The 17,124-nt window shown below is 29.1% G+C and carries 17 protein-coding genes and 1 other annotated feature; of the genes, 8 read left to right on the top strand and 9 right to left on the bottom strand.

What is annotated here, in order from left to right; genetic code table 11:
- Nucleotides 1-19: 19 nt before the first annotated feature.
- Entirely contained in the window at nucleotides 20-277 is a 258-nt protein-coding gene (locus FNZ64_RS08080) for an EscU/YscU/HrcU family type III secretion system export apparatus switch protein (RefSeq protein WP_142414286.1), read from the top strand.
- Between the two features lie 33 nt (nucleotides 278-310).
- The gene (locus tag FNZ64_RS08075) at nucleotides 311-1,000 is read left to right on the top strand and encodes a metallophosphoesterase (protein ID WP_142414285.1); all 690 of its coding nucleotides are present in this window, start codon (nucleotides 311-313) and stop codon (nucleotides 998-1,000) included.
- Nucleotides 1,001-1,041: 41 nt separating this feature from the next.
- Here FNZ64_RS08075 and FNZ64_RS08070 read toward each other — a convergent pair whose 3' ends face one another.
- A complete protein-coding gene (locus FNZ64_RS08070; protein ID WP_142414284.1) occupies nucleotides 1,042-2,004 on the bottom strand; it encodes a DUF2225 domain-containing protein in 963 nt (320 codons plus the stop codon).
- Nucleotides 2,005-2,200: 196 nt separating this feature from the next.
- Here FNZ64_RS08070 and yjbM point away from each other — a divergent pair, with 196 nt between their 5' ends.
- The gene (gene yjbM, locus FNZ64_RS08065) at nucleotides 2,201-2,992 is read left to right on the top strand and encodes a GTP diphosphokinase (protein ID WP_142414283.1); all 792 of its coding nucleotides are present in this window, start codon (nucleotides 2,201-2,203) and stop codon (nucleotides 2,990-2,992) included.
- Between the two features lie 115 nt (nucleotides 2,993-3,107).
- On the opposite strand, the gene leuS is transcribed toward yjbM, so the two are convergent.
- The 5 genes from leuS to FNZ64_RS08040 form a co-directional block, all read right to left on the bottom strand.
- Entirely contained in the window at nucleotides 3,108-5,546 is a 2,439-nt protein-coding gene (leuS, locus tag FNZ64_RS08060; protein ID WP_142414282.1) for a leucine--tRNA ligase, read from the bottom strand.
- Nucleotides 5,547-5,627: 81 nt separating this feature from the next.
- Nucleotides 5,628-5,836: a binding site (T-box leader), on the bottom strand.
- Nucleotides 5,837-5,901: 65 nt separating this feature from the next.
- Nucleotides 5,902-6,420 (bottom strand): hypothetical protein, encoded by a 519-nt coding sequence (locus tag FNZ64_RS08055; protein WP_142414281.1) that lies wholly within the window; start codon nucleotides 6,418-6,420, stop codon nucleotides 5,902-5,904.
- A gap of 148 nt (nucleotides 6,421-6,568) precedes the next feature.
- Nucleotides 6,569-7,198: a J domain-containing protein gene (locus FNZ64_RS08050; RefSeq protein ID WP_142414280.1), complete on the bottom strand. Its 630-nt coding sequence runs from the start codon at nucleotides 7,196-7,198 to the stop codon at nucleotides 6,569-6,571.
- Entirely contained in the window at nucleotides 7,182-8,069 is an 888-nt protein-coding gene (locus FNZ64_RS08045) for a DUF5685 family protein (RefSeq protein WP_142414279.1), read from the bottom strand. The genes FNZ64_RS08050 and FNZ64_RS08045 overlap by 17 nt, the downstream gene beginning before the upstream one ends.
- Nucleotide 8,070: 1 nt before the next feature.
- Nucleotides 8,071-8,619, bottom strand: coding sequence for a class IV adenylate cyclase (locus FNZ64_RS08040; protein ID WP_142414278.1), 549 nt, complete (start codon nucleotides 8,617-8,619; stop codon nucleotides 8,071-8,073).
- 366 nt (nucleotides 8,620-8,985) lie between these two features.
- On the opposite strand from FNZ64_RS08040, the gene FNZ64_RS08035 reads away from it, so the two are divergent.
- Nucleotides 8,986-10,020 (top strand): nucleoid-associated protein, encoded by a 1,035-nt coding sequence (locus FNZ64_RS08035; protein WP_142414277.1) that lies wholly within the window; start codon nucleotides 8,986-8,988, stop codon nucleotides 10,018-10,020.
- 95 nt (nucleotides 10,021-10,115) lie between these two features.
- On the opposite strand, the gene fba is transcribed toward FNZ64_RS08035, so the two are convergent.
- From fba to FNZ64_RS08020, 3 genes are all read right to left on the bottom strand, one after another.
- On the bottom strand, nucleotides 10,116-11,060 hold the full coding sequence (gene fba / locus FNZ64_RS08030; RefSeq protein WP_142414276.1) for a class II fructose-1,6-bisphosphate aldolase: 945 nt from the start codon (nucleotides 11,058-11,060) through the stop codon (nucleotides 10,116-10,118).
- A gap of 150 nt (nucleotides 11,061-11,210) precedes the next feature.
- Nucleotides 11,211-11,591, bottom strand: a complete 381-nt coding sequence (locus FNZ64_RS08025) for a DUF4363 family protein (protein WP_142414275.1) — start codon at nucleotides 11,589-11,591, stop codon at nucleotides 11,211-11,213.
- Entirely contained in the window at nucleotides 11,591-12,280 is a 690-nt protein-coding gene (locus FNZ64_RS08020; RefSeq protein ID WP_142414274.1) for a DUF421 domain-containing protein, read from the bottom strand. Before FNZ64_RS08020 ends, FNZ64_RS08025 begins: the two co-directional genes overlap by 1 nt.
- A gap of 157 nt (nucleotides 12,281-12,437) precedes the next feature.
- On the opposite strand from FNZ64_RS08020, the gene FNZ64_RS08015 reads away from it, so the two are divergent.
- The 4 genes from FNZ64_RS08015 (at nucleotide 12,438) to cax (ending at nucleotide 17,081) form a co-directional block, all read left to right on the top strand.
- Nucleotides 12,438-14,099 carry a nucleoside kinase gene (locus FNZ64_RS08015; protein WP_142414273.1) on the top strand — a complete coding sequence of 554 codons (1,662 nt, stop codon included), beginning with the start codon at nucleotides 12,438-12,440 and terminating at the stop codon, nucleotides 14,097-14,099.
- Between the two features lie 236 nt (nucleotides 14,100-14,335).
- Nucleotides 14,336-15,211 carry an L-serine ammonia-lyase, iron-sulfur-dependent, subunit alpha gene (gene sdaAA / locus FNZ64_RS08010; RefSeq protein WP_142414272.1) on the top strand — a complete coding sequence of 292 codons (876 nt, stop codon included), beginning with the start codon at nucleotides 14,336-14,338 and terminating at the stop codon, nucleotides 15,209-15,211.
- 155 nt (nucleotides 15,212-15,366) lie between these two features.
- Nucleotides 15,367-15,912, top strand: a complete 546-nt coding sequence (locus FNZ64_RS08005) for a rubrerythrin family protein (RefSeq protein WP_142414271.1) — start codon at nucleotides 15,367-15,369, stop codon at nucleotides 15,910-15,912.
- 119 nt (nucleotides 15,913-16,031) lie between these two features.
- Nucleotides 16,032-17,081, top strand: coding sequence for a calcium/proton exchanger (gene cax / locus FNZ64_RS08000; protein WP_142414270.1), 1,050 nt, complete (start codon nucleotides 16,032-16,034; stop codon nucleotides 17,079-17,081).
- The last annotated feature ends 43 nt before the right edge of the window (nucleotides 17,082-17,124 follow it).

Raw genomic sequence — 17,124 nt, 5'->3', positions numbered from 1 at the left:
TTAGGGATGTGATAATATAATGAAAGGGCAGAAAAAAGCAGCTGCACTAAAATACGATACGAATTATGAAGCCCCTATGGTTACAGCCGCAGGAGCAGGATATATTGCTGAAAAAATTTTAGAAAAGGCGGAAGAAGAAAGAGTACCTATTATAGAAAACAAAGAATTGGCAGACCTTTTAAGTAAGGTAGAAGTTGGAGATAATATACCCTATGAGCTATATGATGCTGTTGCAAGGGTTTTAGCTTATGTTATGGAGATTGATAATTTAATTTAAGTGCATTTATAGAGTAAAGTAAGGTGATTTTATATGTCTTTGTGGTCAATATCTGATTTACATTTAGCTTTTACCACAGATAAGCCAATGGATGTGTTTGGGGAAAATTGGTTTAAACATGAGGAAAAGATAAAAGAAAATTGGTTAAAAGAAATAAGGGAAGAGGACACTGTATTAATAGCAGGAGATATTTCTTGGTCCATGAATATAGAGGAAGGTTTTGAAGACCTTAATTGGATTCATAAACTTCCTGGAAGAAAAATTTTAGTTAAAGGGAATCATGATTATTGGTGGAGTAGTATAAAAAAGTTAAATAATCTATATGAGGATTTAAATTTTATACAAAATAATGCTTTTTCATATAATGACTATGCTATATGTGGAACAAGGGGCTGGACCCTACCTTATGGGTCAAATTTCACAGATCATGATAAAAAAATATTTAAAAGAGAATGTATTAGATTAAAACTTTCTCTAGATGAAGGGGTAAAACAAGGATTTTCTAAATTTATAGTAATGACACACTACCCTCCTTTATATAAAGGAACTGAAGATACTGAGTTTATTAATATTCTTAAGGAATACTCTGTGGAGAAGGTTATATACGGACATTTACATGGACCTTCATTAAAAAATGCTTTTGAGGGTCATAGGGACGGGATTCAGTATATAATGACTTCAAGTGATTATTTAGACTTCTACCCAAAAAAAATATTAGATTAATAATAAATACACCTTGATTTTAAATTTCCAAGGTGTATTTATTAATTATTTTTTCCAAAAAGCTTTGAGAAAAATCCTTTTTTAGTTTCTTTTTTCTCTGTTTTTTTTACATCTGAATTATTCTCTATTTCTTTTTCTATTGTGAAATTTTCATCTTCAATATCCATATCATTATGAATGTCACTATGACTATTTTTTGAGTTTTCTAAACCTAGTCGAGCTAAATCTTTCTGCGTTCTAGCCATTTCCTTTAATTTGCTTTTTACACCAGGGGTAGTAATTACCTTACTAAACCATAAAAGAGCATTATCATAGTTTCCAACTCGCCTGTTAAGTTCACCTATTAAATACATTATAGTAAAAGAGTCCATGCCATATATAGGGAAGCTTTCATTATAGTAGGCATATTCAAAACCTGTTAAGGACTCTTTCATAAAAAGAAGCTCCTTTTCCTTAGCTGATTCAGAGTCTATAAGTCTATACATCCAAGCTATTTTTAAACAATTTACAGCTTTTTTACTTGATTTTGATTTCATAACTACATAGTTTAAAAGAGAGAGTTTATATCTTTCAATAGCTATATTAACATCGTATATTTCAGGATAATTTTTCTTCTTCCATCTAGGAGTTATATTTTCTGCCACAGAGTCTATTTCATAGCTTTTAACATTTAAAAAATCTGCCTTCATAGCAGCATATCCACAATCTTCGCAAATCCATACATCGTAAAAGTAAGGATTTATAAGAAAGTATCTCATAAATAGATCACTGTCTCTGCTATTTAATTTATAGGCGGAAGATTTAACAGCTAAGCTTTTGAAAGTTTTATTACATACAGGGCAAGTAATTGTTTTAGTGTATAATAAAGAGAGAATTTTATCTTCTTCAGTTTTACCTAAGTTAGATTTATCCTTTGCTGTATCTTCTTCAATTTCATAAAGATTTAGATTAGAAGTATCCTTAAAACCTAAATGTTCTAGACCATTAAATATTTCATCTGTCATTATTTATACCACCTCAAAGATACTTTTTTAAAAATTCATGTTTATTACTACTGTGTAATGTATTATAATATTTTATGAGACGTTTAATATATTTTACAATATATTAATATACCAATTTAATTATATCAAATATTAAATTAAAATTCATCTTTAAATAATCTTTATTTAAAATGATAATAAGAAGAGGTTGATTCTTATGGCAATAAGAGAATGGAAGAGTTTCCTGTTACCTTATGAACAGGCTGTAGAAGAGATTAAAACAAAATTTAAAAGCATAAGAAAAGAGTATAGAAGAAAGAATGAATACTCGCCTATAGAATTTGTCACAGGTAGAGTAAAAGAAATTTCAAGTATATTAGAAAAAGCAAATAAATTTGATATTCCTTTAGATAGAATAGAATATGAAATGGAAGACATAGCTGGTATAAGAATAATGTGTCAGTTTGTTGATGACATTGAAAAGGTTGTCAGCATAATTAGGGAAAGAAAGGATATGCACATAATTTATGAAAAGGACTATGTTACTAACTTTAAGGCTAGTGGATATAGAAGTTATCATATAATAATAAAGTACTCTGTGTATATGGCAGAAGGAGAGAAGGAGATTTTAGCAGAGTTTCAGATAAGAACCTTGGCTATGAATTTCTGGGCTACAGTTGAACACTCCTTAAATTATAAATATAAGCATTCTATTCCAAGTAATATTAAGGAAAAGCTTAAAAAGGCAGCAGATGCAGCTTTTTTATTAGATCAAGAAATGCAAGAAATAAAGGAAGAAATTAAGGATGCACAAAAATTATTTGAGATAAAATCTAGCTTAGTTTCTAATATTTCTGATAACATTGCAAGTCTAGGGGCCTTGGGTAAAAATATAGAAGTTGCAAGGCTTAGGGAGCAGCTAAATACTCTTATAGAAGAAGGAGACATTGTGGAATTAAGTTCTCTTTTAAAGACTACAGAAAAACTTATTGAAGTATACAAAGTATAAAAAAACACCTTGCACTTTATTAATGCAAGGTGTTTTCTATTTTAAACTTTATTAAAGTAATACTACCATTTTTAAAAAAGTAGAGTATTATACTTTTTAATAGACTTAGTATTTACTAATTTGCAACTATGTTAACAAGTCTTCCTTTGATTACTATAACTTTTCTTAGAGTCTTTCCTTCTAAGTTTTTAACTATGTTTTCATCTTTTAGGGCAAGTTCTTTAATAGTGTCCTCAGAAGAATCAGAAGGAATATTAATTCTAGCCTTAATTTTTCCGTTTATTTGGATTGCTATTTCAATTTCATCTTTAACTAGGGCCTCAGGGTTAAATACAGGCCAAGTTTCATTGAATATAGAATAAGTCATATCTAGAGCTTCCCATTGTTCTTCTGCAAAGTGAGGGGCAAAAGGAGCTATTAATTTAATATAATCTGCAAGTGTTTCCTTTAGGAAATTATAGTTTTTATCTTGTACTTCTTTATATTTTGAAAGTGCATTTGTAAATTCCATAATTCTTGCAATAGCTGTGTTAAATTGTAACTTTTCAGTATCTTCAGTAACCCCTTTAATTGCAAAGTGTCTCCAGTAATTTAGTTCTTTTTCATCCTTATCTAAGGTATCTTTAGAAGTCTCATTATCCTTTAGCTCTTCTATACAGGAGTCTATGATTCTTTCAACTCTGTCTACAAATCTTCCAATAGATTTAATACCATCATCGCTCCAAGCGCCACCTTCTTCATAGGCAAATCCAAACATTAGGTACATTCTAAATACATCAGCACCATATTCTTTTATATAATCATCAGGAGAAATAGTATTTCCCTTAGATTTACTCATTTTTAATCCATCAGGTCCTAGGATAAGTCCTTGGTGATTTAGAGACTTAAATGGTTCATCAAAGTTTAAGTATCCCATATCTCTTAGAGCTTTTGTCATAAATCTAGCATATAGTAAGTGCATACAAGCATGTTCAGGTCCACCTACATATTTATCTACAGGTAACATTTCGTTTATTAATTTAGGATCAAAAGCTTTTTCTGAATTTTTATTATCTACATATCTTAGGTAGTACCAAGATGAACATACAAAGGTATCTAGGGTATCTGGATCTCTATGAGCTTCTCCTCCACATTTAGGACAAGTTACATTTATAAACTCATCACTTTTAGCTAGTGGTGATTTTCCATCTGGTGCAAATTCAACATTGTATGGAAGTTTAACTGGAAGAGCATCCTCTTTTACAGGAACTATTCCACACTTATCACAGTGAATTATAGGAATAGGAGCTCCCCAATATCTTTGTCTTGAAACTAGCCAGTCACGAAGTCTATAGTTTACTTTAAATTCTCCTAAAGAGTCTTTTTGAAGTTTTTCTATAATGGCTTTTTTAGCTTCCTCTCCAGTAAGACCATTAAATTCTCCGCTATTTACTAAAGTTCCGTATTCTGTAAATGGAAGAGACTCTCCACCTTCTATTACTCTTTCAATTGGAAGGTTATATTTAGTTGCAAAAGCAAAGTCTCTTTCATCATGAGCAGGAACTGCCATTACAGCACCAGTTCCGTAGGTTGCTAGAACATAGTCTCCAACCCAAATAGGAACTTTTCTATTATTCACAGGGTTTATGGCATAAGCACCAGTAAATACACCTGTTTTTTCTCTTGTTATAGATTGTCTTTCTATATCTGATTGTTTTTTAGTAGCTTCTTTATAGTTTTCAACAGCATCCTTATTTTCACTAGTTACTAATTTTTCAACTAGTGGATTTTCAGGAGCTAAAACCACATATGAAACTCCAAATAGGGTATCTGCTCTTGTGGTAAACACATTAAAGGATAGATCAGAATTATCTACTTTAAAAGTAACTTCTGCTCCTGTAGATTTTCCAATCCAATGTTTTTGCATAGCCTTAGTTTTTTCAGGCCAATCTAGGGTATCTATTTTTTCTAGTAGTTCTTCTGCATAATCTGTTATTTTGAAGAACCATTGAGTTAAATCTTTTTTTGTAACCTCTGAGCTACATCTTTCACATTCACCATCTAATACTTGTTCATTAGCAAGAACAGTATTACAACTTGGGCACCAATTTACAGGGGCTTTTTTTCTATAAGCTAAGCCTTCTTCATAAAGTTTTAAGAATAACCACTGAGTCCATTTATAGTAATCTTCCCTGCAAGTTACCACTTCATTTTCCCAATTAAACATAGCACCCATAGCTTTTAATTGTTCTTCCATTTTTATTATATTCTTTTCTGTGGAATCCTTTGGGTGAATTCCTGTTTTAATAGCATAGTTTTCAGCAGGAAGACCAAAGGCGTCAAAGCCCATAGGTTGGAATACGTTATATCCTTGCATTCTCTTAAATCTAGCCCAAGAATCCATAGGACCATAGTTAAACCAATGACCAGCATGAAGTTGGCTTCCTGATGGATATGAGAACATTTCAAGTACATATAATTTTTTATCTAAATCCTTAGGAACAAATTTATATAACTCTGTACTTTCCCATTTTTCTTGCCATTTTTTATCGATTTTAGTACTGTATTTTGCCATGTAAAAACCTCCTATTTTAATTGTTAGTAATTGTGTTCTTATTTATCTAATATAGCCAAAAATAAAAAGCTTCCATCTCAATAAAGAGACGAAAGCTGAAATTCGCGGTACCACTCTAATTAGATTATATAAAAATATAATCTCACTTATAATTATAACGGAAAACCCGTATCTATTTTTAATAGATAAGCTCCCAAGGCAAGTTCATATTCTAGTAACACTACTTTACACCACACAGTAGCTCTCTAAAGTTACCTTAAATATTACTACTCCTAGATCCTAGCCAATAAAATAATTAAATTTTAAAAATTGCTTTAAAAATAATTATATATTAAAAAAATTTTATGTCAATAGGTTATTTTAAGTTCTTTATGATTTTATCTTTTGAATAATTTATAAATACAGTTAGGGTATAATCATATATGGCAAAGACTACTTGCATAAAAGGAACAATTAGTACAAGAGGAAGCTTTAGCAGAGTGCCTTTAAATAATAGAGTTTTATAGAAAAAATAAATTATAAACATTGTAATATTTAAAAATCCTAATTTTAATAAGATTTCTAAGTAGGTATTTTCTAATTTTTCTATAAAATATTTTATAATACCATATATACCGAATAGTATTAAATATGATATACCTATACTTTTTGTAGGAACAAGTATAAGGGAGAGAAGGGCAGTGGATAAATAAACTACTATTGTAGTTTTCATATCTGTACTTAAAAGTGTAAGGGGAATAATAGCTGAAGCTAATAGAAGAAAAAACAAAGTATTTACAGGGATTAGAACACTTAAATAAACGCATATAATACCTAAAGCTGTAAATATACCACCCTTAGCTATGTTATTACTTAAAATGCTTTTTTTATTCATAATAGCACTCCTTTAGAAAAAAACTTATCCCCTAAGAAAATCTTATCTAGTGGCATAGCTACTCTTTACTCTTACTTTAAAGAAAAGGGGAGTAGAGAGCAGATAGTCATTGGATAAATTTAAGTTCTTAGATAGATAAGTTTAGTTTTTAGAAACAAGATATTAAATCTCCACCCATACATTCACAAAGGGAATCTGCACACCATAATTTTACACATAAGTCACACATATCGTTGTCTCTAGAGGATTTTCCATAATAATTTTGTCTATAATCCTTTGTTTGACGATTTAGCTGATTATAAGTTTCTCTATATTGAGGATTAGCAGGATTTAAATTAAAAGCAGTAGTTATATAGTTGTTTGCACTATCATACCAGCCTTTTCTCATATAAATAGTTCCCATTAGGTAGTTCCATTCAGCATCTTTAAAAGTTATGGAATTTAATTTTTGTTCTGCTGCAGATAAATTTCCACTATCTATATCTCTTCTTATACTTTGATAAATATCGCCTGTATTATAAGAATTTGAGTAAGAAGAATTATTAGTATTTGTTCTTCCATTATAGCTTTCATAATTATTTGAGTTATTACCACCATTTTTCATTAAATGATCATAAGCTTCGTTTACTTCCCTCATTCTTTCTTCTGCAAGGTCACGAAGGGGATTGTCATCAAATTGATCTGGATGGTATTGTTTTGCAAGTTTTTTATAGGCACTTTTTATATCATCTTTTGATGCACCTTTTCTAAGTCCTAAAACCTCATATGGATCTCTCATTTATTTCACTCCTTTTAGATACTTTATCCATTTTTTCCATTAATCCTAATTGAAGAATATTATATAGTAACTCCTCATTTCTTTTTATAGGAAGTTTTTTTAGCATATTTAAAGCGTTAACTGCTGAAGTAGTTAAAATAAAATCTATTCTATTTTCTATTGTACTAGAAAACTCTTTAAATGGTAACCTTTCCAAATTTAAAATCTTATTAATAGGATTAAACTTAGAATTAAGCATATCTTTTTCTAAGTCATCAAAGGCATCTATTAAATATATCCATTTACCTATATTATATCCTAGGAAGTATAAAGTTTCTTTTAAGTTTTTATCTTTTGAGTAATTGCTAATTAAAAAGCCAGTTAAATCGGCAAAAGGGTGAGAGATTTGGTCTATGCTTGAAGTTTCTATGCTACACTTTTCCATTAGACTTAACTCTTTTAAACTTTTCTTTATATAATTATTAATTTCTTTTTTTTCTATGTCTAATTTTTCTTCTTTTATATATAAATTTAAAAATTTAGATAAGGTTTTACTTTTTATATCTTTATCATCATAAGCATCATCTAAAAGCTTATAATAAGCTAATATCACATTGCAATAAGCTGCATAGTTTAAGGCTTTATTTTCTACTATAATTAACCTTTTTTTAGTAGGGTGAACAAAGCAATGGATCTTTTCAAGCTTTCTACTATCTTCAGATATAGAATCTAAAAGTACAGCAAGAAAAGTCATATCATAGTTTAGAACCATTCTAGGAAGGTTTCCATAGTGTACTTTTATGGTTCTACATAAACCACAATAATATGCTTTAAATTTTTCATAATCTTTTATTTTAAGTTCCATTTTACATGGAGTAACGTACCCAAACATATTAAAGCCCCTTTATATTTACTTCTCCATTTAATATTTCATATATGCTTTTAGAAGTAGTATCCTTCATGGTATAACCTAATAAGGTTATTACTTCTTCTAGTTCACTTTCATCGCTAGATTCAATTTCTATGTAAGGAAAAGGACAAAAGTCTTTTTGATTTATATCTATTTCAATTAGAGTATCTTTATATTTATAGCTTTCTCTATATTTTTTTATGGATTGAATTAAGGTAAGACCTAATGCTTTAAATATGTCTTCTCCAGTAGTTGCACTTTTAATTTCTGTTTCATGTTCATCCATTATTTTATATTTTTCTTGGCTAATTAGTTTTTTTACTGTAATATAATTTCTAGTTTCTCCTTTAATAAGGTCTTCTACTACTCTTATTCTAGCATAACCCTTATTATTTAAAAGTCTTCTATCTTCAAAATCAAATATATTATTTATTTGATTTTCTTCCTTTACTTTAATAGCATTAAGTTTTTTTAGTTTATTTCTAATTTCATCCACATCAATGTGAGTTATTCTAGTTTCTATTTCTTTCACTGTAATCAACTCCTTAATATTGTGATTATATCATAATAAAATAGTTAATTGTATTAAATTTTTATTATGATAATCTTATGTTTAACTTAAATGAAGGAAGTGAGATGTAAGATTAAGAGTAAGAGATAAGACATAAGCCATAAGAGATAAGAAGTAAAAAAGAAGAAAGAAATAAGAGTTAAAGAAGTGAGAAGCAAGAAGTAAGAATTGAGAATTAATAGTAATATATTGTAAATTGCATAAAAACTTTATAACAGGTATAATCTTTATGGAAGAATTTAATAAAATATTTCAAAAGTTATAAATAACTAAAAATTAATATGTAAATTAGAGAAGTTAAAAGATTGTAAAGGGAGTGTGTTAAGTTTGGAATACATAAAGGAAGTAAACATAAATGAAGCTGTAATTCATATATTAGACAATAATACTGATGAGCCTATTTTAAATGAATACGCACTAGATTTAACTGAAGAGATATATGGTTTTTTATATAAGCATATTCAAAAACTACTCAGGGATGAGGAGCTAAAGTATGCTGTATTTAAAGAGGGAAGAAATATAGTTCAAGAAATTAGTAGGGAGTATTTATCAGGCCATAATAATTTACTAGAGATATCAAAAGAACTAGGAAGACAGATGTTTTCTCTTATGAAATCTAAGGGGAGTATATCTTCTTGTGATTTAATAGTAGTTTCTATTTCTACAGAATTTGGACCAATGCTTGCTATATTAAAGATGGATTATGTTAAAAATTATATGCATACTGTGGAGTTTGTGGAAAACAAAGTAGGTATAAATATAATACCTCAAGTTACAGGATTACCTGCTAGTTCTCAAAAAATACAAAAATGTGCTTTTATAAAACCTGTAATTAGTGAAGAAGGTTTTGATTTAATGGTCTTAGATAAGAAGAAGGGAAGTAAAAAAGAAGAGGATTATGGAACTAACTATTTTATAGATAATTATTTAGGTTGTGAAATAATTGCAAATGAAAGAGATATGACAAAAGGATTTTTAGAAACAGCAGAGCAGTGGACTAGGGAAAATTTAAGTGATAATGCAGATAAAGCTGAGAAACTTAGAAGAAAAGTTAAAGAAAAGCTTAAGGAAGAGGAAGAAATAGATATAAAAGAATTTACTAAGGAAGTCTTTGACAAGGAAGAGGAGGAAGCTACTTTTTTAAGTTATGTAAAAGATAATGGACTTCAAGAAAATATTCCAGTAGATAAGGAATGGGTAGAAAAAAAGTTAAAAAGGGTTAGACTTAAGATAGATGGGGATATAGATATATATTTAAGTGAAGAAGCCTATAAGGATTTTAACAGATTTCAGATAAAGCGAAATGGTGATGGAAGTATTGATATGGTTATAAAAGGGGTTAGAAATTATATAGAAAAATAAGATAGTCAATGATGACTATCTTATTTTAACTTATAGGGCTATATAAGGGTTTGTTAAAGATTCTCATCTCACACACTTATATTAAAGTCTCTATATTAAAGTTTATTCTCAGAACCTAATATATCTGTAATTTTATTTTCAACAAGAACTTTTATATTATCTCTTGCAAATCCTAAATATTTTCTAGGGTCGAATACTTTAGGCTCTTCTCCAAAGATTTTTCTTATAGAACCTGTCATAGCAAGTCTTAAGTCTGTGTCCATATTAATTTTACATACAGACATTGAAGAGGCTTTTCTTAACATTTCAGCAGGAACACCCTTAGCTCCATCTAAAGTACCACCATAAGTATTACACATTTCAACATATGCAGGATCAACAGCTGAAGCACCATGAAGTACTATTGGGAAGTTATGGAATCCCTTTTCTTCTAATTTTTTTGTTATAGTTTCTAATCTATAAAAATCTAATTTAGCTTCACCCTTAAATTTGTAAGCTCCGTGGCTTGTGCCTATAGCTATAGCTAATGAATCTACTCCAGTTTTTTCAACGAATTCTACAGCTTGATCTGGATCTGTGTAAGTAGCATCTTTAGAAGATACATTAACCTCATCTTCAACTCCAGCAAGTTTACCAAGCTCTGCTTCAACGACTACTCCTCTTGCATGAGCATATTCAACAACTTTCTTAGTAACCTCTATATTTTCTTCAAATGGGAAGTGAGAACCGTCTATCATAACAGAAGTAAATCCTAGATCAACAGCTTTCTTACAAGCTTCAAAATCTGCACCATGGTCTAGGTGAAGAGCTATGTCCACTCCTGAATCTTCTGATGCAGCTTCAACTAATTTTATAAGATAAGTTGGTCTCATATATTTCATTGCAGAAGAAGAAACTTGTAATATTACAGGAGATTTTTTTTCTTTTGCCGCATCTACTATAGCTTGAATAATTTCCATATTATTGATATTAAATGCACCTACTGCATAACCACCTTCAAAGGCCTTTTTAAACATTTCTTTTGTTGTAACTAATGGCATTTAAATTCCACCTTTCTAACCCGCTCGGGACTTTATAGATCCCCATAGGACTTTTTTGTTATACTATATTTATATTATATACTATATTTTTAAAATTTTCTATATATATTATAGACCAAAAAATTGCATATAACAAATTTTAAATGAATTTTAGAAGGTATTCTCTAAATTTACATTTTGCATATCCTGTATATGGTTCATAAAATATTTTATTAAGTGAGTGCTAACTAAGGATTCATCCTTGGTTTCACTTTTTATAAGCTGTGTAAGTTTAACTATCTCATCGCTTAAACTGTGTATATCTGTATCATTAGTAAAAAGAGATATTATTTTAGAACTATCTTCCCATTTTTGTAATAGGTCCATGGAACCTTTATAAGCAAGATCCCACTCATCATCAACGATATGATCTTCTATACATTGACTTAAACTTAGAATTTCAGTAGAAATATCATTTAAATAGTCTAGGGAAAAAAATATCCCTACCATCATGAGGATAAAAATCAAAAAAGAGATAATAACATTTCTCATTATTTTTTCTTTCTCCTCTCATTTTTTAGTTGATAAACAAATTTACCCTCTGTGTTTATGTAAGCATGAAAAACTTTTTTATGAGAGTATATTTTGTGTTGTTCTAGTGTATTCATTAACCATTTTTCATCTTTTTTTATGATTTTTAAATTTTCCTCATTTATAATACCGTCTAATATTAGTGATATTGGTATTTTTTCTTGTTTAGTTTCAATATTTAAGTCTTTTTTAGTTACTTTATCATGTTCCATTTTTGGTATAACAGATAATTGACCGCTATTTTCTAAAATAGCATATTGAACATCATCTACGTTATATATGTCCTTTAGTCTAAGTTCTTCTAATAAGTCGTTTATATTTATTCGCTGATTTTTTAGTTCATGTATATCAATTTTCCCATTTTCAATTAATATACTTGGCTTACCACATAAAATCCCTCTTGCTTTTTCACTTTTAAGCTGTAATATAGAAGTTACAACTTGTAAAATAAGAAGAATTACCATGGGAATTGCAGTATGGATTAATGGAATTCTATTATCTTGCATAGGTAAAGTAGCAAGTTCAGATATCATAACAGTTAGGACTATTTCAAAGGGTTGAAGTTCACCTATCTGTCTTTTTCCCATTAATCTTATTATAATTAAGGATAAAAAATAAAGTATTACAGTTCTAATAATTAATATAAACAAAATATCACCACATTTAGTATTATAATATCTATATAAGACTAGTAATTTTAGATATAATATAATAGAACCTTATATTATCTATATAATAAATAGTACCCAAAGGTACTTTAATTTATGTAATTAATTTAAATAAATATTTTAAGGGGAGGCACGAAATATGGAAAATTTAAAATTATTTTTAAAAGATATAGATAGAGAAGTTGAAGTAGAAAATGGTACAGATTTATATACTATAATAAAAAAATTTAATATTAAAATGAATTCTCCTATTATGCTTGGAAAATTTAATGGAGAGGTATTTGAATTATCTCATAAGATTGATTCTGAAGGTGAATTTCAGGTTTTAACTAATGGAGAGGATATGGGGAAAAGAGCTTATGAGAGAAGTCTTCAATTTGTTCTTATAAAAGCTGCTTATGATATATTTAAAGATTCTGAAGTTTGCATAGAACATTCTTTAAGTGGAGGATTGTTTTGTGAGATTCATAAAGATACTCCTTTAACTGGAGAAGAAATAAATATTTTAGAAAGTAAAATGAGAGATATAATAGAAAGAGATTTACCTATAGAGAAAATTTCTATGAGCAAAAAAGAAGCTATAGAAATTTTTAGTGACTATGGTATGAAAGATAAAATAAGATTATTAGAAACTCTACCTTTAGATAGGGTAAGTTTATATAAATTAGAGGAGAGATATGATTATTTCTATGGTCCTATGGCATATTCTACAGGAAATTTGAGGTTTTTCGAACTTAGACAATTTAACTCAGGAGTTATAATAAGATTCCCAAGTTTAGGAAATCCAACTTCTATTAGTGAATATGTGAAATATAAAAAGTTAGCTACTATTTACCAAGAAACTAATGAGTGGGGAAAGATATTAAAGGTTGATACCCTAGGATCTTTAAATAAACTAATAGAACAAGGGCACATGAAAGATTTGGTTCTTATAAATGAGGGCTTACAAGAAAAGAAACTTGCGTATATAGCAGATAGTATAAGTGAGAAAAAAAGTGTGAAATTAGTATTAATTGCAGGGCCTTCTTCTTCAGGAAAAACCACTTTTACAAAAAGGCTTTCTGTACAATTAGCAGTAAATGGTTTAGTTCCAATACAGATTTCTATGGACGATTTTTTTGTTGACAGGGAAGATACACCTAAGGATGAGAACGGAGATTATGATTTTGAGTCTGTTTATGCCTTAGATATTGAGCTATTTAATAGTACATTAAAGAGAATTTTAGAAGGGGAAGAGGTGGAACTACCTACTTTTAATTTTCTAAAGGGATGTAAGGAATGGAATGGAAAAAGAGTTAGGCTTCCAGAGAATGGGGTATTATTAATCGAAGGGATTCATGCTCTAAATGAAATCTTAACTTCTTCTATTAAGAGAGAGGAGAAGTTTAAAGTATATATAAACTGTTTTACTCAACTTAATATAGATAATCATAATAGGATACCTACAACAGATGTTAGGATGGTTAGAAGAATTGTAAGGGATAGTTTAATTAGGGGCTATAGTGGAGAGGATACATTAAAAATGTGGCCTTCAATAAAAAGAGGAGAAAAGAAAAATATATTTGTGTATCAAGAAGAAGCGGATGTACTTTTTAACTCTAACTATGTGTATGAACTTTGTATGCTAAAAAAATATGCTCTTGAGGAATTAAAGAAAATAGGGGAAGAGTCAGAGGTATATTATGAAGCTGCAAGACTTATAAGTTTCTTAAAGTTTTTTAAAGATAGTGACCTTAAGTTAATTCCATCTAATTCAATTTTAAGAGAGTTTGTGGGTGGCAGTTGTTTTTATGATTATTAAACTTGAAGCTTAGAATTATTTTTAACATCATATTTTTAGTAACAATATGAATTTTAACTTTTTATTTTAAAAAGCTAAAATTGCAATTATTTTTTATAAAGAATATTATAAAAAAGTGTGTTTTTAGTTTATAATATATGTGAAACATAATAAGTTTTTAATATTTTATATAAATCATTGAAAAATCCGGCATTTATTAAAATATATATGTCTTATACTAAGGAAGGGGATTACAAATGTTTGTAAGCAAAGGTTCTGAATTAATAGAAGTATGTAATGAAAAAAATTTAAAAATATGGGAATACACAATTGAGTGTGAGGTTGAAAGATCGGGTCTATCACGCGAGGTTATATGGAATAAAATGTATGATAATTTAAAAGTAATGCAAGATGCAGCTTCTTATGGGTTAACAAATGAAACTAGATCCATAAGTGGATTAATAGGGGGTGACTCTAAGAAACTTTATGATTATGCAACTAACAAGGAAACTTTAACTGGTGATGTAATGGTTAAAGCTATGGCAAGGGCTGTATCTTGTTCAGAGGTTAATGCTTCTATGGGTAGAATAGTTGCAACTCCTACAGCCGGTTCTTGTGGTATACTTCCAGGTTCTTTAATTACAGCGGGAGAAAAGCTAGGAAAAAGTGATGAGGATTTAGTTAAGGCCTTATTTACAGCTTCTGGTATAGGTAATATTATAGCTCAAAATGCTACTTTATCTGGAGCAGAGGGTGGATGCCAAGCAGAGTGTGGTTCAGCTGCAGCTATGGCCTCAGGAGCTATTGTAGAGATGATGGGAGGAAGCATTGAAATGGCTCTTCATGCAGGGGCTATTGTAATTAAGAATATTTTAGGCTTAGTTTGTGACCCTATAGCAGGTTTAGTAGAGGCACCTTGTGCAAAGAGAAATATGGCTGGTGCTGTAAGTGCACTAACTACTGCAGATATGGTTATGAGTGGAGTTAAGAGTATAGTTCCTTTTGATGAAGTTGTCATAGCTATGTATAAAGTAGGAAAGAGATTGCCATGTGAGTTAAGAGAGACTGCTTTAGGTGGCTTAGCTGTAACTCCTACAGGATTAGAATTGAAAAAAGCAGTTTTAGGAAAATAAAATCAAGTTAACTTAATCTAAATTAAAAAAAAGACTTCCATAAATGAACTATAGTAGTTCAAAAGTTATGGAGGTCTTTTTAGTTTGTATTAGTAACTTTTAAATGGAGAGAGAATAAACTGTTATGGAGAATTAATTTTGGTAGGAGAATAAGTATGAATAAAGAATTAAAGGGAAGTAAGACAGAAAAAAATCTATATAGAACTTTCACAGGAGAGTCTAGAGCTAGAAACAAATACACATTTTATGGGGAAAAGGCAAGAGCTCAAGGATATCAGTATATAGGGGAAGTTTTTGATGAAACTGCTTATAATGAGATGGCTCATGGTAGAGAAGTTTATAATAGATATTTAAAATTAGTAGGAGATACTAAGGAGAACTTAAAAGATGCTATTATAGGAGAAGCTATGGAAAACCAAAAAATATATGTTCAATTTGAAAAAGAAGCAAGAGAAGAGGGCTTCAATGACATAGCAGATTTTTTTAAAGAGTTAACTGAAGTTGAAGAGATCCATGAAAATAGATTTAAGCAAATATTATGTAGATTAGATAACGATACATTGTATAAAAGAAACAAAGAAGTTAAATGGCAATGTATGAACTGTGGGTATATTCATATAGGAAAAGAGGCACCTATGTCATGTCCTCTTTGTAAATTTCCAAGAGGGTATTTTAAAATTGCCTGTGAGGATTACAAATAAATTTTTATTATGTTTTCATGGAATTTAAATGGAATTAGATAGGTGCAAAAAATTTAAAATAAAATATTATATATTTTTTTGTGGAAAATATATAAGAATTACAGATATGAGGGAAAAATATGAAAGAACTTAATAAGTTTGAGATTATAGTGCTTACATTATCTTTAATAATTTTATCAATCAGCACAGGAAGTAATATATTTAATATTATTATATATTCCTTAGGCATAATTCCCCTATCTATAGTAATAGGAAATTGTACCGATGAAATTTCAGATGTAATAGGAGATAAAAAAGGTGGTTTTTTAATAGCCACCTTAGGGAACTTACCCGAGCTTGCCATGGGTGTTTGGGCTATAAAGTATGGAATGGTTAACATGGCAAAGGGAGCTTTAATGGGATGTATATTAAGTAACATGCTTCTAGGTATAGGAATAGCTATTATATGTGGTGGAATAAAATATGGAGAGCAAAAGTTTGATAAAAATTTAGCAAGAACAAATTTTATTATGTTGTTCCTTTCTCTTTCTTCGATTGTTGTAATAGGTGCTATAAATGGAAGTGGAAATATACAAAATAATATTATAGAATCTATTAGTGTAAAGGTGTCAATAGTGCTTATAACTATATATATTTTAAGCTTTGTATTTTCATTTTATACTCACAGTCAATTATTCTCAAATCAAAAAGAGGAATTACAAGATAAGGGAAAAGGATTTAAAAGCAAGATAGTTATATTAATAATTTCTTGTATGCTCATATATTTTTTAAGTGAAAACTTAATTAAAAATGTGAATATATTTATTAAAAATAATCATGTTTCAGAAGAGTTTATGGGAATTATATTAATACCATTGCTTGGAAACATGGGAGAATTAGTGGCCGCAATTATTTGTGCTATTAATAATAAGATAAATTTAAGTTTAGAGACTGTATCTAGCTCATCAATTCAAATGTCTCTTTTTGTAGTGCCCCTTATGATTATAGTATCTCACATCATGGGAGTTCAAATGACTTTAGTATATAGTAATTTTCAAATTATAATGGCTTTAGTTGCAGTGTTAATGTCTTATACTGTGTTTCAGGACGGAAAAACCTATTGGTTTGAAGGTGCTGTATTAATTGCTATTTATGTAATGATAACTTTATCATATTATCATATAGTTTAAAGCATAATAGCCTAATAGTTATAATATAATTAATTATGAAAAA

The sequence above is a fragment of the Hathewaya massiliensis genome, assembly GCF_902143515.1.
In the GTDB taxonomy this organism is placed as follows: domain Bacteria; phylum Bacillota; class Clostridia; order Clostridiales; family Clostridiaceae; genus Hathewaya; species Hathewaya massiliensis.
The sequence above is the reverse complement of the archived record's forward strand: the minus strand, read 5'-3'. Positions and strand labels throughout refer to the sequence as shown.

Excerpts from the sequence above, each read along its gene's own strand:
- FNZ64_RS08050 (WP_142414280.1), bottom strand. The coding sequence starts at position 7,198 with ATGAGAGATCCATATGAGGTTTTAGGACTTAGAAAAGGTGCATCAAAA.
- fba (WP_142414276.1), bottom strand. The coding sequence starts at position 11,060 with ATGCCATTAGTTACAACAAAAGAAATGTTTAAAAAGGCCTTTGAAGGT.
- FNZ64_RS08070 (WP_142414284.1), bottom strand. The coding sequence starts at position 2,004 with ATGACAGATGAAATATTTAATGGTCTAGAACATTTAGGTTTTAAGGAT.
- FNZ64_RS08080 (WP_142414286.1), top strand. The coding sequence starts at position 20 with ATGAAAGGGCAGAAAAAAGCAGCTGCACTAAAATACGATACGAATTAT.
- leuS (WP_142414282.1), bottom strand. The coding sequence starts at position 5,546 with ATGGCAAAATACAGTACTAAAATCGATAAAAAATGGCAAGAAAAATGG.
- sdaAA (WP_142414272.1), top strand. The coding sequence starts at position 14,336 with ATGTTTGTAAGCAAAGGTTCTGAATTAATAGAAGTATGTAATGAAAAA.
- FNZ64_RS08055 (WP_142414281.1), bottom strand. The coding sequence starts at position 6,420 with ATGAATAAAAAAAGCATTTTAAGTAATAACATAGCTAAGGGTGGTATA.
- FNZ64_RS08005 (WP_142414271.1), top strand. The coding sequence starts at position 15,367 with ATGAATAAAGAATTAAAGGGAAGTAAGACAGAAAAAAATCTATATAGA.
- FNZ64_RS08015 (WP_142414273.1), top strand. The coding sequence starts at position 12,438 with ATGGAAAATTTAAAATTATTTTTAAAAGATATAGATAGAGAAGTTGAA.
- FNZ64_RS08025 (WP_142414275.1), bottom strand. The coding sequence starts at position 11,591 with ATGAGAAATGTTATTATCTCTTTTTTGATTTTTATCCTCATGATGGTA.
- FNZ64_RS08075 (WP_142414285.1), top strand. The coding sequence starts at position 311 with ATGTCTTTGTGGTCAATATCTGATTTACATTTAGCTTTTACCACAGAT.
- cax (WP_142414270.1), top strand. The coding sequence starts at position 16,032 with ATGAAAGAACTTAATAAGTTTGAGATTATAGTGCTTACATTATCTTTA.
- yjbM (WP_142414283.1), top strand. The coding sequence starts at position 2,201 with ATGGCAATAAGAGAATGGAAGAGTTTCCTGTTACCTTATGAACAGGCT.
- FNZ64_RS08045 (WP_142414279.1), bottom strand. The coding sequence starts at position 8,069 with ATGTTTGGGTACGTTACTCCATGTAAAATGGAACTTAAAATAAAAGAT.